This window comes from Formosa sejongensis (genome assembly GCF_033447105.1).
Taxonomy (GTDB): domain Bacteria; phylum Bacteroidota; class Bacteroidia; order Flavobacteriales; family Flavobacteriaceae; genus Formosa.
This window is the reverse complement of the sequence record NZ_JAWQUN010000009.1, coordinates 41,571-56,544: the sequence shown is the minus strand read 5'-3', so window position 1 is coordinate 56,544 and position 14,974 is coordinate 41,571. Positions and strand designations below refer to the sequence as shown.

9 protein-coding genes are annotated in these 14,974 nt (G+C 33.1%); 6 read left to right on the top strand and 3 right to left on the bottom strand.

Annotation, left to right across the window (positions count from 1 at the left end):
- The first annotated feature begins 588 nt into the window (after positions 1 to 588).
- The 6 genes from R6X41_RS10585 to R6X41_RS10560 all read left to right on the top strand — a co-directional run bounded on the left by R6X41_RS10585 (position 589) and on the right by R6X41_RS10560 (position 11,213).
- Entirely contained in the window at positions 589 to 3,618 is a 3,030-nt protein-coding gene (locus tag R6X41_RS10585; protein ID WP_318500067.1) for a SusC/RagA family TonB-linked outer membrane protein, read from the top strand.
- 24 nt (positions 3,619 to 3,642) lie between these two features.
- The gene (locus R6X41_RS10580; RefSeq protein ID WP_318500066.1) at positions 3,643 to 5,160 is read left to right on the top strand and encodes a RagB/SusD family nutrient uptake outer membrane protein; all 1,518 of its coding nucleotides are present in this window, start codon (positions 3,643 to 3,645) and stop codon (positions 5,158 to 5,160) included.
- A 232-nt stretch (positions 5,161 to 5,392) separates the two neighbouring features.
- Positions 5,393 to 6,100 (top strand): FadR/GntR family transcriptional regulator, encoded by a 708-nt coding sequence (locus R6X41_RS10575; protein WP_318500065.1) that lies wholly within the window; start codon positions 5,393 to 5,395, stop codon positions 6,098 to 6,100.
- 346 nt (positions 6,101 to 6,446) lie between these two features.
- Positions 6,447 to 7,697, top strand: coding sequence for an NRAMP family divalent metal transporter (locus R6X41_RS10570; protein ID WP_318500063.1), 1,251 nt, complete (start codon positions 6,447 to 6,449; stop codon positions 7,695 to 7,697).
- Between the two features lie 61 nt (positions 7,698 to 7,758).
- On the top strand, positions 7,759 to 8,853 hold the full coding sequence (locus tag R6X41_RS10565) for a type I phosphomannose isomerase catalytic subunit (RefSeq protein WP_318500062.1): 1,095 nt from the start codon (positions 7,759 to 7,761) through the stop codon (positions 8,851 to 8,853).
- 212 nt (positions 8,854 to 9,065) lie between these two features.
- Positions 9,066 to 11,213, top strand: a complete 2,148-nt coding sequence (locus tag R6X41_RS10560; RefSeq protein WP_318500061.1) for a prolyl oligopeptidase family serine peptidase — start codon at positions 9,066 to 9,068, stop codon at positions 11,211 to 11,213.
- Positions 11,214 to 11,423: 210 nt separating this feature from the next.
- Here the strand turns inward: R6X41_RS10560 and R6X41_RS10555 are convergent, their stop codons facing one another.
- From R6X41_RS10555 to tamL, 3 genes are all read right to left on the bottom strand, one after another.
- Complete coding sequence (locus R6X41_RS10555) at positions 11,424 to 11,807, bottom strand: DUF3037 domain-containing protein (protein WP_318500059.1); 384 nt, start codon at positions 11,805 to 11,807, stop codon at positions 11,424 to 11,426.
- Positions 11,794 to 12,579, bottom strand: a complete 786-nt coding sequence (locus R6X41_RS10550; protein ID WP_318500056.1) for a HipA family kinase — start codon at positions 12,577 to 12,579, stop codon at positions 11,794 to 11,796. The genes R6X41_RS10555 and R6X41_RS10550 overlap by 14 nt, the downstream gene beginning before the upstream one ends.
- Positions 12,580 to 12,662: 83 nt before the next feature.
- Positions 12,663 to 14,969, bottom strand: a complete 2,307-nt coding sequence (gene tamL, locus R6X41_RS10545) for a translocation and assembly module lipoprotein TamL (protein WP_318500054.1) — start codon at positions 14,967 to 14,969, stop codon at positions 12,663 to 12,665.
- Between the last annotated feature and the right edge of the window lie 5 nt (positions 14,970 to 14,974).

Sequence of the window (14,974 nt, the reverse complement as noted above, 5' to 3'; positions counted from 1 at the left end):
CGTGTTCAATTATCTTAAACACGTTTATTAATGACGCAATGCATTACCTTACATTTAAAGGCTCGTAACTTCCAAATGCAAAACTATTAATTGTACATATTATTAACCTTAATATATAGTCTGATGTTTTTTTTCGTGTTTAGTCTTATAATTACAACATCTAGGAGATTTAGTTTGTACTTATATATAAGTTTTGTGTGCTAAAATTATTTCTTACTATTATAAGAAACATCTCTATATTCTAATTTTGGCCAAAATAGACGTTTATATCTACGAAAATCTACGTCAATTCTATAGTGGGTTTCTTACAGAAGTTAGTGGGGCTATGCTATTGGTGAGCATTCATACTGTACTTGTGTAACGAAATACTCTTGTCACCTTAATTGTGGCTTAAGATATTATATTGTAACTATTAGAGCTTCTAATTGTTAAATTATGAGATTAAGGTCGTTTTTTTAATATTTCTATAATTTTTATGGATTTTAACATAAGAATAACATATATTAGCCGTGCCAAATTGGTTTACCAGTCTAAACTACCAGATTGGTAAACCACGTTTAATAATTTAATAACCAAAACAAATTACAAATGAATTTAAAAACTAAACTAATTTTAATGCTAGGTTTGATTTTCAATCTATCATTATTTGCACAGGATGGATACCAATTATCCGGTACTGTAACTGATGCAACTAACATGCCTGTTCCAGGGGTGAATGTGCATGTAGACAAAACTCAGAAAGGAACTGCTACGGACTTCGATGGTGTTTACCAATTAGATGTTACAAGCGGAGATATTCTTCATTTTTCGTATTTAGGTTATGTTACTCAAACAATTACTGTATCAAATCAAAAAGAACTTAATGTTGTTCTTGTAGAAGATGCAAGTGAACTTGATGAAGTAGTCGTAATTGGTTACGGTACTCAAAAAAAGAGTGACATTACAGGTGCTGTATCTTCAGTTAAAGCTGCAGAATTAACAGCGTATCCTACATCAAACGCAGAACAAGCACTTCAAGGTCGTGCTGCAGGTGTAGTTGTTCAATCTAATAATGGTGGTGAGCCTGGAGCTCCTATCGCTATTAAAATTAGAGGTAATACTTCTATTAGTGCAAGTAGTAATCCCCTTATTGTTGTCGATGGTTTTGTTGGTGCAACTATGCCTCAAGCAGGAGATATTCAATCTATGGAAGTTTTAAAAGATGCCTCAGCAACCGCTATATATGGTTCTAGAGGATCTAACGGAGTTGTTTTGGTGACAACTAAAAAAGGTAGAGCTGGTAAATTAAGTATTGAAATTAATACTAGTTATTCTCTTCAAAATGTTACAGATCACTTAGACTTATTAAACGCAGATCAGTTTGCAGATTACCAAACAATAATCAACCCTGATTATGTACAAGGTCCTGCAGATACAGATTGGCAAGATTTACTTTACCAAACAGGTAGTATTTCAAATACTCAAGCTTCTTTCTCTGGAGGAAGTGACGATATTAACTTTTATGCGTCTACAAATTACTTCAAACAAGATGGTGTTGTTATAAATTCTGATTTTGAAACTTTAACTTTCCTTTCAAATGTTGATGCACAAGTAACTGATAAATTAAAACTTGGTATGAATATGTTCGGTAGTAGATCGAATAAAGAAGGAGTTCCTACACAATCAACTGGAGATACTGCTAACGGTGGTGGTGATGATGTTGTGTCTTTAATGTTTAGATTCATGCCAGATTTACCTGTACAAAATGCAGATGGTACAAATTCAACGAATACTATTGGAGATAATATCGACAACCCATATGCAGTTGCAACTGAAGCTGTAAATGAAACAACTACAGATAGATTTAGAGCAAACTTATATGCAGATTGGGATATTGTAGAAGGACTTAACTTTAGATCTACATTTGGTTTCAGTACACTTAATCAGACTGTAGGTACTTTTAGACCATCTACATTAATTATCACAGATGGTGGTTTAGGCGGTAAAGCAACAATAGATCAGTTAACAACTACTAATGTGTTAAGTGAAAACTATATAACTTATAATACAGAGTTATGGAAAGGTAATTTAACGTTATTAGGAGGTTACTCTTATCAAAAAGAAACAACCGAAAGATTTTCTGCAGGTGCAACAGGTTTCATTAGTAATAGTTTTTCTTTCCATAATTTAGGAGGTAGTGAAGTGTCTTTAATACCTACGTCTTCTCTTGTAGTACAAGAAATTCAATCTCAATTTGGTAGATTAAATTACGACTGGGATGATAAATATTTATTTACAGCTACAGTAAGACGTGATGGTGCATCTAACTTTGCTAAAAACGAAAAATATGCAATTTTCCCTTCAGGTGCTGTAGGTTGGAAATTATCTAATGAGAACTTCTTAAAAGATAATCAAAGTATTTCTAACTTAAAATTAAGAGCGAGTTACGGTGTAACAGGAAACCAAGCTATTGATGCTTATGAGTCTTTCGCAAAACTTTCTACTCTTTTCACTGTTATTGATGATGTGGTTGTTGGTGCAGTTGTTCCAGATCAAGCAGCAAACGATAATTTAAAATGGGAATCTTCTTACCAAACAAACCTTGGTTTAGATTTAGGTATGTTTCATAACAGAGTTTCATTATCATTCGATTACTATAACATAGATACAAAAGATCTTCTTTTAGCCGATGAAAGCCAACCAGAATATTTAGGGTTCTTAACATTAGCAAGTATTAGAAACGTTGGAGAAATTAACAATAAAGGTTACGAAATTTCTTTAAATACGATAAACATTACAAACGAGAACTTTACATGGTCTACAAACTTTAACTGGTCTACAAACAAAAACACTGTTGTGTCTTTAATTAACGGTATAGATGTTTTCCAAAATGCTGCACCAGGTTACTTTAGTGTTGCACGTACTCACGTTTTAAGAGAAGGTGAAGCTGTAGGTGTTTTCTGGGGATATGACTATCAAGGTGTATACCAAGGAGGAGCTTTACCAGAAGGTACTGCTGTTTTTAAAGGCGCACAAGCTGGAGACCCATTGTTTAGCGATTTAGCAGATGAGAATGGTGTTACAGATGGTGTAATTACAACTAACGATCAACAAATAATTGGAGATCCTAATCCAAATTGGAATTTTGGTTTCACAAACACATTTACATATAAAAACTTTGATTTAAATATCTTTTTCCAAGGTACTTATGGTGGAGAAGTTTTTAACCTAACAGATGTGCAATTATTTAATGGTGATTCTAATGCAACTACAGAAGTGTTAGATGCATGGACTCCTGATAATACAGATACAGATATCCCACGTGTTGTAGGTAGTAGAGGTAGAGAAATCTCTTCTCGTTTTGTTGAAGATGGAAGTTATGTTAGATTAAAAAACTTAGCAGTAGGTTATACTTTTCCTTCAGATTTAGTTGAAAAAATGGGAATAGATAATCTTAGATTAACTGTTAGTGGACAAAACTTATTGACTTTCACTAAGTACTCTGGTTTAGATCCTGAAGTAAGCTACTTTGGTTCTGGTGGAGAAAGTGGTGGAGACAGTAACACAATGCAAGGTTTCGATTTTGGAAATTACCCAACTATTAGATCTGTGAATTTAAGCCTTAATTTAAGATTTTAATAATTAATTTAAAAAACGTATAGAATGAAAACATATAAATATTTATTTTTATTGATTGGAATATCAATAATGGGTTGTTCGGATCTAGAAGAAGAGCCAGTAGGATTATTAGCTCCTGAAAGTTTCTTTGCTACTTTAGAAGATGTGCAAACAGCAGTTAATGGTTCTTATGGTCATATGTCTCACAGATATTTTATGTCTAGAGAAATGTCAATGCCGCTTATGTTACGTAGCGACATGGTAGAACTTAATGAATTTGTAACCAATGCAGAAAGAGTTCAGTTTGACCAAATAGAAGTATTAGCAGATAACGCAAGTATTGCTCAATATTGGCCAAAAGTGTATCAAATTATTGGAGCTGCGAATCAAGCTATTGCTGGAGCAGAAATAGTAGGAGGAGATCCTTCTGAAGTTAACCCAATAGTTGCTCAAGCACGTTTTGCGAGAGCTTTCGCATATTTTCATTTAGTAAGACAATTTGGAGATATTCCTTACCTTGATGCACCTGTAACAGATATTCAAGCAGCAGCAACTATTAGTAAAACTCCAGCAGCAGATGTTTACGCAAACATTATTGCAGATTTAGAGTTTTGTCAAGAATGGTTACCAGAAACACAAAGTGCAGCATCTATTCCTGCTAAAGCAGCAGCAGAATCTTATTTGTCTTTAGTGTATTTAACTTTAGGAGATTATCAGAATGCATATAACTATTCTAAAATGGTAATTGATAATGAAGGCGCTTACGGTTTAGGTTTAGAGCCAGACTTTCAAAATTTATTTAATGATAATGAAGAAGCTTCTCCAGAACCAATTTTCGAAATTGACTTTAGTTCAGTTACAGATGGTGACCAAGGAAGAAATTATCAAGGTCCATACACAGGTATTAGAGCAAATGAGAAATACGACGACGGTGGTGGCTGGTCTGTAGAAGTACCTTCTATGGCTGTATACGATACTTGGAATGACCAAGATTATAGAAAATCAGTTAGTTTTGATCCAACTGGAGTTTTTGGAGGTGAAGTACATTCTTACGAAGATTTTACAGATTTTTATACTGCTGGTGTTAACAGACCACACATTGCTAAATTCAGCCGTTATGGAGGTTTACAAGGTGGAAATAACAGAGGTAATGAGCAGAATTATATCATGATGCGTTATGCAGAAGTATTATTAATTGCTGCAGAATCATTAAACGAATTAAGCCCTGGAAGCACAGAAGCAGAAGGTTATGTAAACCGTGTTAGAGCTAGAGCTAGAAATGGAGCAGCGGGTAGTACTCCTGGTGTTTTTCCTCCAAACGTTTCAGGATTAACACAAGTTCAATTTAGAGAAGTTGTATTAGATGATCGTAGAATAGAACTTGCTTTTGAGTTTAAAAGATGGTATGACATTGCTAGAAGAAAAATAGGACCAGAAGTGTTTAGTGCAGCTGGATTAGAAGGATACAGAGCATTCGATCCTAATAAAGATTATTTATTCCCATTACCGGTGAACGAATTAGTTAGAAATCCAAACTTATTGCCTCAGAACCCTGGGTACTAATTTATTTTTAACGAAAAAACATAACGTTTAAAACGTTACGTAATTTGATTTAGTTTTTAAAATAGAATACTGGTCTAATCTTAGACCAGTATTTTTTTTAAAAAAATTTAAAATTTAGGACAAAATAATTGATAAATCCTGAATAAAACGACGTTATTTTTGTTGAATACACATCAATTTAACAAATATTAAATATGAAATTAAGTTTTTCAATTAGCCAACCTTTCCCAAAATGAAACCGGATACAAACAAATTAAAAGACAACCCAGAAATTCAGAATATAATTATTTCCCAAATAAAGGAGTTTATCAACTTAAAAAATTTGGAATTAGGAGATAAACTACCCTCACAACGTGTTTTAGCAGAAAAGTTTAATGTAAGCAGACGCCATGTTGGAGAAGCCATAGAAAAACTCGAGTTTTATGGCGTGCTAAAATCTGTTCCACAATCAGGAACATTTGTAGAAAATATAGGTCAAACCGCTTTAAACGGTATTATTGAGGATATTATAACTTTAGAAAAACAAGATTTTTTGTCTCTAGTCGAAACGAGATTAATGTTGGAGACAAAGGCCGTTTGTTTAGCGACCAGAAGAAGAACGGAAGACGATTTAAATAATATTGAAACGACTCTTAATAATTATAAAGTTAAAGTTTTAAATAGGGAAGATGCATTAGAAGAAGATTTACTATTTCATTTAGCTATTGCCAAGGCATGCGGAAATAGTACCATTAATGCTTTAATGTTGCAAATTACCCCTAAAATTATTTCTGTTTTAGAAGATACACGCGTTTGCGATGTAGAAGTGAGACTTAAAGAAGTCCAAAATCACGAAGCTATTTTTCAAGCCATTAAAAATCAAGACACTCAGCTAGCTGTAAAAGTAATGGAAGTGCATTTTGAAATGCTTATTGCTTTTTGTAATAATTTCGAAAAATAATTAAAAGAAGTTTACCATAGAATTGTTAGTCTTTTCTATTTAAGATATCCGTTTTAGGAGCGTTTAATAGGTCGTTAAAGTCTCTTTTAAATCGTTCTATTTTATCAAAGTCTTTCTTAAAATCTATACGAGTTTTTATCTATTTAATTCCTAACTTGTGGTGTTATACATGGGTTTTTAACGAAGCCATTGTATATAAATATATTTTGAAAATGCACTGTAATTTTACTATAATGTATAGTAAATAATAATTTCGCAACTTCTTATATTATTCTTAAAAACAGTAAAGTAGTGTTTAGTTTATTGTGTTTAAATACAATTTAATTTTTAAATCATTCAATTATATATGGCAGCAGATAGTTTATCATTTAAAGACAAAATCCAAAAGGGTTTAAAAGATTTTGGACCAGCATTTTTTATAATAGGTTACGTCGTTGGTACAGGTAGTGTAACTTCTATGGTCGTTTCCGGTGCTAATTACGGTTTAAGCCTATCTTGGGCCTTATTACTATCTTGTTTTTTCACCTATTTTCTTCTTATTTCAATAAGTAAATTAACCATAGTTTCTGGAGATACACTAATGTATAATTTCAAAAAAGCATTTGGAAAACCCGTAACTATTTTCATTATAGCCGCATTAGTAGTTTCAATAGTTTCATCGGTTATAGGTGTTATGGGCGTTGTTGCAGAAGTTACTATGGAATGGATTTCTGTAAGAACATCAATCTCTTTTCTTAATACGCCTAGTATTGCCGTTTTCTTTATATGTCTTTTAATAAGTCTGTTTTGGACAGGAAAACATGAGAATTTTATAAAAGCCATGAGTATCATGGTTGGTTTTATGGCACTTTCGTTTATTGCAACAAGTATCATGGTGGTAAAAGAAACAGGGACTAATTTAGTCGATTTCTTCCCTGAATTACCAAAAGGAGATAACGCAGGTCTTGTTATTGCCGGAATAGTTGGTACAACAATGGCAGGTGTATGTTTAGCATCTAGAAGTATTTTGGTGCAAGAACAAAATTGGGGAATCGCGGATTTGAAAACAGAAAACAGAGATGCGATGTCGTCTATGGTTTTGACATTTTTAATTAGTCTTGCGATTATGATTAGTGCAACAGGAACACTCTATTTTCAAGGAATTCAAGTTGATGATGCTACCGATATGATGAATGCATTAGGACCTTGGGCAGGAGATTTTGCTTTAACATTATTTACGCTAGGGATTATTGGTGCAGGGTTATCATCTATATTTCCAAACCTTTTACTTTTCCCTTGGTTAATTGCAGATTATACCAATACTAAACGAGACATGAAAAAACCATTATTTAAATTTTTGGTGGTTTTAGTTGCTTTAAGCGGAATTATTGTGCCATTCTTTGGAGGTAAACCAGTTTGGATTTTAATAGCTTCCCAGGCATTAAGTCCGTTTATTATGCCTTTAATAACACTGTTTTTAATAATTTTGTTGAATAGAAAAGATGTCATGAAAGCATACAAAACAAGTATGTGGATGAATATCGCTTTAGGAGCAACATTAATTTTCAATATCTATATGTTGTATGTTGCCATAACCGGATTTATGAGTTATTTCTAATACGATAATCTCTTTTAAGTAAATAATTTACAATTTTAGTTTTAATATAGAATCAATAAGCATGAGTAAAGACTTACAGCAATACGCACATATCCCACTTAAACAACTTTCAAATAGAGTTTGGAGAACGTACGAGGGAGGAGTTTTAATTGATAAATGGAAAAAAACGACTCCTGAAATTGATGGCGCGATGCCAGAAGAGTGGATCATGTCTACAGTTACAGCACGTGGGAACGGCAGACCTGAAGATGAAGGATTATCTCTTATAGAAACCCAAGACGGAACACTTTCTTTAAAAGAATTAATTAATTCTAATCTAGAATTATATTTAGGTAAGGAATTGGCCGACAAATTTGGAACAACAGGAGTACTTATTAAAATGTTAGATTCTAAGGAACGCCTAACAGTTCAAGTACATCCAGATAAGGAATATGCTAAAACAGTTTTTAATTCTGAATTTGGTAAAACTGAATCTTGGTATGTGTTGAATACTCGTGAAATAGATGGCGAAAAACCTGTCGTTTATATGGGATTTAAAAAGCACGTAACCAGAGATGAATGGAAATCTCACTTTGAAAATCAGAATATTCAAGGGATGTTAGATTGTCTTCATAAAATTGAAGTTAAACCTGGAGATGCCTTTATGATTTATGGAGGTGTACCACATGCTATTGGAAGTGGTTGCTTTTTAATGGAGGTTCAGGAGCCTACAGATTATACTATGCGTGTAGAAAAAACAACTCCAAATGGCTTAACTATCGGACCGGAACTTATTCATCAAGGTGTTGGAGAAGAGAAGATGTTAGAGTGTTTTCATTACGATAATTACACTTTAGATGAAGCCTTAGAAGCTTGGAAAATCACTCCAGAAATTCTTGAAAGTTCAACTGAATTTACTCTAAAGACATTATTCAATACAAAGCATACAAATTGTTTTGGTTTAAGTGAATTACTCTTAGATGGAACCCATACGATTAAAGGAAATTCATGTTTTTATGTTGCCGTTATTTATTCAGGTGAAGGGACTATGATTTGTAATAATCAAGAATATACTTATAGTCAAGGCGATGAAATATTTATTTCGGCTGCTATTTCAGAACTTACTTTTAATTCTAAAGAGGCGTCGAAAATATTACTTTGCTATCCTCCAAGTTAGATTTTACCTTTGTTAAAACATATAGAAAGTAGTATCTTTTTTTACATAATAAAAACCGTTTGTTGTTTAGCAAACGGTTTTACTTTTTTAAGTTTAGTGTTACAATTTTATCAACATAACAATTTTATCAGAATTCAATTATAATTTCAAATAGGATGTCTTATTTTAGATGTTTCATTTTGTTTCCGCAATAACTATTCATAATATCCCAAATGTATAAATTTTACTTTTTTATTCTCTTATTTCTTTTTGTTTCAACTGTTATAAATGCTCAGAAAAATCATGAATATGAGGGTAGTCCAAAAGATACCACTACCAATGTATACTTTAATACAACTGTAAAAGATCCGTATCAATGGATGGAAAATCCTAATGATTATCGGTTACAACTCTGGATAGAATCTCAAGAAAAATTAACTAATAAGATTAAAAATAAGTATCTAAAAACCCTAGACTTAAAAGCTCAGATCTCTGCGATGTATTATGGAGTTAGAGAAAATGAAGTTGACGGGTATATCGAAAAAGATAAGGCGCTTAAAAGTAAATATGAATTTGAATATAAACTACAAAGCACGAGTCGATTTCCTGATTTAAATTACCGCGAAGGGGACAAAGGAAATTATAAGACTTTAGTCGATATAAAAAAGATTAGTAATGCTAAAGATAATAACGTAGTCATAACGGGATATAATGTTAATGAAGATTATGATTTAATTGCTGTTACTATTTCTTACAACGGTAGCGATTGGCAAGAGATACTGTTTTTTGATTTAAAAAATAGGCAACAGTTTCATAATTCACTCAAATATATTAGAGGGGATGATGTCGTTTGGGACGAGATGAATTTGTATTATGAAAGATACGACGCGCCTAAACCTGGCAGAGAACTTTTAGATCACGCCACGGGAAAGAAATTATACTATCATAAGTTAGGATCTGCTCAAGAGGAAGATGTATTATTATTTCAAAATAATGATGTTTCTGATGATGGGTTTAACTTTTTTGAATTAGACGATAAATTGTTTTTTTATAGTGCTTTTACCCATAAAGATGAGCTGTACAAATCGCTTATGGTTGCAGATAAAGACTCCACGATATTACACCCTAAGAAATTTCTTGTTTACCCAAACTCAAAGACTATTAATGTTCGAATCGAAGAAGCATTTGGCGATAAAATACTTTTAAGTACAACTTGGGGTGCTCCAAATGGGCGAGTACTATTAGTAAACCTCAATGCCCCGAATAAACCTATTGAAATTGTTCCGGAATACGATGTGGTTTTAAGGCATGTAAATAGATTAGGCAAAGATAAGTTTGTATGCGTGTATAGAAACGGAAATAGTGACCTTGCCTTGTTTTTCGATTTAGAAGGAAATTTATTGAAAAAAATTGAGTTCCCAGAAGGGAAAAAGGTAAATGATTTATATGAAAATGATGAAGATGCAACCCATACAGATTTTAAGGTGTCTTCTTTTTATCATCCAGATCTTACTTACCAATTAGATTTAAAAGATTTAAGTTTTAAGCCTAGTGCTTCTATTTCTGTCCCTTATAAACCGGAATCTTTAGAGACGAGATATGTAAAGTATAAATCTAAAGATGGTACTGAAATTCCCATGTATATAACCTGTTTAAAATCGACGAAATTGAACGGGAAAAATCCAACATTACTTTATGCATATGGAGGTTATGGAATGACGGTCGAGCCTGCTTTTGATGAATCTAAAGCCTTGTGGTTATTGCATGGTGGCGTTCTTGCAATTCCAAATGTTAGAGGAGGAGGTGCAGAAGGTTCAGACTGGGGTTTAGAAGGTAGACGTTTAAAAAAACAAAATGCGATAGATGATTTTATAGCTGCTGGCGAATATCTAATTTCAGAACACTATACAAGTAGCGAACACTTAGGAAGTAATGGCGGTTCTCATGGTGGTTTATTGGTCAGTGCGGCAGCAATACAAAGACCAGATTTATTTAAGGTGGTTGTTGCAGAGGCTGGTGCTTACGATATGTTGCGGTTTGAACAGTTTACTGTAGGTTCTGCAGCAACCAATATTAATGAGTTTGGAACGGTGTTAGATATAGACGATTTCAATAATCTAAAATCCTATTCTCCAATGCATAATATTAAAGAAGGTGTGAAATATCCTAATTTTTTATTGATGACAGGAGAAAGTGACGATAGAGTACCACCTTTACATACCTATAAATTTTTAGCAACACTACAGGAAAAGGCAAGTCCAGAATCTTTATATCTTATGTATGTGGTACCGGGAGCGGGTCACGGAGGACCATTAAATGTGAATGATTGGTTCGATAAAATGCTATATAAATTTGCCTTTTTGTACGAATTCCTCAATTAAAATACAGAGACGTACACAGCGCGCTTTAATATTTTTTTTGAGTGTCCGCTATGTGTTTAATGAAGTAATTTAATTAATCTTAGTGTCAGATCGAGCGGAGTCGATATCGTATGTATTGCTTTTCAAATCCGCTGAAATTGACACTAATAACGATTGTGATTTAATACGGATATACATCATATCTTTTGAAGTTGATTCAGGCGGACTTGTTTATAAGACTAATTCTTTAAATAATCGATGCACCGTTTTTTCAAGATCATTACACATTCCAGGATGTGGTCTCGAAGTTTGTATGGCAGAACTTCTAATAGCCGTTAACCATCTAAATCGCGAAGGAATATCCATAACTGCTATTGGGCCACCGTTTGCAGTTCCGTGGGCTGTGTTTTCAAAAGCAATCATGTATTTCTGTAATTGATCGATATCAAAATCTTCAGCAAAGCATTTTATTTTTTCAGATGGAATATCATGTAAAACGGTTATAAATTTATACTGTTTACTAAACAGTATAATCCCAATATTTATAAATTCTTCGCGCTCCAATTTAGGAACAACACGAATTACAGCATATTCATATAACTTAAGTTCTTGCATGTTCAATTTCATTTACAAAAATTTCTGAATGAGCTAATCGCGTATTTAAAAAATTGAAGTAGACATCTCGAATATCATCCGGACTTTCTTCTAAGCCTTCCCACTGTAGCCATTCATCCGGAATAGTAGCTACTATGTTTTTTAAAATTTCTGGAGTTAAAAGGGCTTTAAATTTAGTGTCTATTTCTTTCGTTTTTGAAGCTTGTGGTAATAGCACATGATCTTTTATAAGTTTAAACGGACTTTTAGCGGCTTGTTCCCAATTGTTCCAGGAATGATGAAAATATAAACATGCACCATGGTCTATAAGCCATAGTTCCTTATGCCAAATTAGCATATTAGTGTTTTTAAACGTACGATCTACATTGGTAATAAAAGCATCTAACCAAACAATTTGCGAAGCTAAAGTGTCGTCTATGGTTGTCACAGCTGGATCAAACGTTATGGCACCAGATAAAAAATGCAAGGCCAAATTTAAACCTTGACTGCCTTGTAATAAATCTTGAATTTCCTCATCGGCTTCTGTACGTCCAAATGCTTCGTCTAAATGTGCAAATACTAATTCTGGTAATTGTAAGTGTAAGGCTTTCGCAATTTGTCCGCCAATAAGTTCGGCGATTAATGCTTTTGTCCCATGTCCTGCACCTTTAAATTTTAAAACATATTTAAAATCGTCATCAGCTTCGGCTAAAGCCGGTAAAGAACCACCCTCACGTAAAGGTGTAATGTAACGCGTAACATGTACATGTCTTAACTCAAAATTATTTGTCATAGATTAAAAACTAGTTTGCAAATTTAGTAATAAGTTAGGCAGAATTCTTATTTCGATTAGACAATGTATTATTCTAAATTATTCTAAAACGGGTACCCAATAGCAAAATTGAAAGTCGTTTCTTTATACTGAAAATCTATACGTTCACCTTTATCGAAAGCCGGATCGCTAATAGGTGTTGCAAAATCGAAACGAATGACAAATCCTTGAACATCTACACGAAGTCCGACACCTACACCAATCCCTAATTGTCTCATAAATTCTGAAGTAAATTTACCGCCTGGTTGTGCTTCATTTTCTATCGAATTCCAAACATTTCCGGCATCTACAAACAAGGCGCCTTTAAAGTAAGAAAAGAGAGGGAAACGGTACTCTACGTTTGCTTCTAAGCTAATATTTCCGGTCTGATCTATGTAATTATCTTCACCTTCAGAATCTTCAGAGCCTTTGTAAGTTCCTGGGCCTAAAGAACGAATTCTAAAAGCCCGTATACTGTTAGGTCCACCAGCAGAATATTGTTTTATATAGGGCATGATTTCCGAATTTCCAAAAGGTAATCCGTAACCAGCAAATACTCGAGTTGCAATTGTTTGTTCTTTTTTAAAATTAAAATGATAACGTAAATCGATATCGGCTTTCGCGTATTGGGCATATTCTAAACCTAAAAAGGTTTGGTTGCCAGCATCATTTTTTGTTCCGAATAGGCTTATAAAGTTACCTGCAACGTCCAAGTTTACATTCGTGTAAAACTGATGGCTTTTTTTTGTGTCGACCATTTCGTTATAAGTAAATGAATAGGTTAAACCTGCTATAAATTGCTGTTCGAAACTACTTTCTAGAAATGGATTTTCTTCAAGAATTTGATCAAATTCGGGTGTTGTTTTTATTAAATTAGTGTAATTAATAGATATCGGAATAACCTCATGGGTTATAAATCTATTTTCTTTCCATATATATCCAAATTCTGCCGTCCCGGAAGCTAGCGTATACATATCTGTTCGGTTTAAATAATTAATTCCTAAACTTGTTTTCGTTTTAGGAATGGAGTATTTAAAGAAGTCGTCTCTGATTTTAAAAGGAATAATGACACGTGGGAAAATCAATTCTGAATTTAAGCCTAAAGATGTATTACTAATTCCTTTTTGGCTCCCTCCTCCAACTTGAAATTCGTATCCAACATTGGCAGAAAGACTGAAAATTTCACCTCCACGGAAAATATTTCTATTGTTATACGCTAATTCTAAGGCAGGACCAGCAAAATCATTAGACTTTGTTACGGCTTGAACTTCTGCTCTAATCGCTCTTTGGTTTAATGGCGATAGATAAATATTTGCATCTAAAATACCTAAAGTGTCTCCATTAATACTATCTCTTTCCTCGTATTGAATATTAACAAATTTGTATGTGCCAATAGTCGATAATCGTCTAGCCGTATTTCTTGATTTAATAGGACTGTAGTAATCGCCTTCTTGAATTTTGATATATGAATCTAAATATTTAGGCTTAAAAAAAATAGTGTCTTGTATGTAGTTTTTATTATTAAAACGCGTGGTTTCTTGTTTGATGCTGTCGTTTTCAATATCGTGATCAGGATAAATATTGATATTTCCAACTCTATAAGGGATTGCTGATTTCTCTGGAGTCGCATTTTTTAATCTGACATACAAGTCGAATTGCCTGTCTTTATAACGTGTCGTATCTGCTTCGAAAATTAGAAAATCGGAGTTGAAATTATAGTATCCAGCTTTTTTTAAATCGGCATCAATTCGTAAACGTTCGGTTTTTAAATAATCTAAATCGAAACGAATACCAGGTTTTAATTCCGTTTTACTCAAACTTTTTTTAAGTTCTTCAAAAATAACTCCAGACATTGAATCGACCTGATATGTAACCATCGTATATGGCTGTTTTACATCAATTGTATAGTCTACACTGGCCTCTTTTTTTTCTTCATTTTTTACAATTTCTGAAGATGCACTGCTATAAAAGAAGCCGTGGTTTTCTAATCGGTTAACGAGTATATCTTCAACATCAAATGTTTTTACCGTCGATTGATAAACGGGTTCTTCTCCAATTTTTTTATAAATCCATTTGTTGATAAAATTGGACTTTTTGTTCTGCATTTTATAGTAATAATACAAACCGAGATACATGCCTAAAACTTTAGAATTAGGAACTGGGCGTATGGTGCTTTCTAATTCATCTTTAAGTTGATCCTTGTTTTTAAGAATTGAATCTGATTGTATTTTTACATGAGCGCCTGTGTATAATAAATTATCCTCAGGAATATGTTTTGTTATACTACAAGCTTGTAATAGCGCAAGTGTTAGGATTACAACTATAAAATTGCACCACTTTTTAGAACATGTTATGTCGTTATGTGTCTTCAAAATCT

Bases quoted from the DNA above. Each gene is read 5' to 3' on its own strand.
- R6X41_RS10575 (WP_318500065.1), top strand. From the start codon at position 5,393: ATGAAACCGGATACAAACAAATTAAAAGACAACCCAGAAATTCAGAAT.
- R6X41_RS10580 (WP_318500066.1), top strand. From the start codon at position 3,643: ATGAAAACATATAAATATTTATTTTTATTGATTGGAATATCAATAATG.
- R6X41_RS10565 (WP_318500062.1), top strand. From the start codon at position 7,759: ATGAGTAAAGACTTACAGCAATACGCACATATCCCACTTAAACAACTT.
- R6X41_RS10550 (WP_318500056.1), bottom strand. From the start codon at position 12,579: ATGACAAATAATTTTGAGTTAAGACATGTACATGTTACGCGTTACATT.
- R6X41_RS10570 (WP_318500063.1), top strand. From the start codon at position 6,447: ATGGCAGCAGATAGTTTATCATTTAAAGACAAAATCCAAAAGGGTTTA.
- R6X41_RS10555 (WP_318500059.1), bottom strand. From the start codon at position 11,807: ATGCAAGAACTTAAGTTATATGAATATGCTGTAATTCGTGTTGTTCCT.
- R6X41_RS10585 (WP_318500067.1), top strand. From the start codon at position 589: ATGAATTTAAAAACTAAACTAATTTTAATGCTAGGTTTGATTTTCAAT.
- R6X41_RS10560 (WP_318500061.1), top strand. From the start codon at position 9,066: ATGTATAAATTTTACTTTTTTATTCTCTTATTTCTTTTTGTTTCAACT.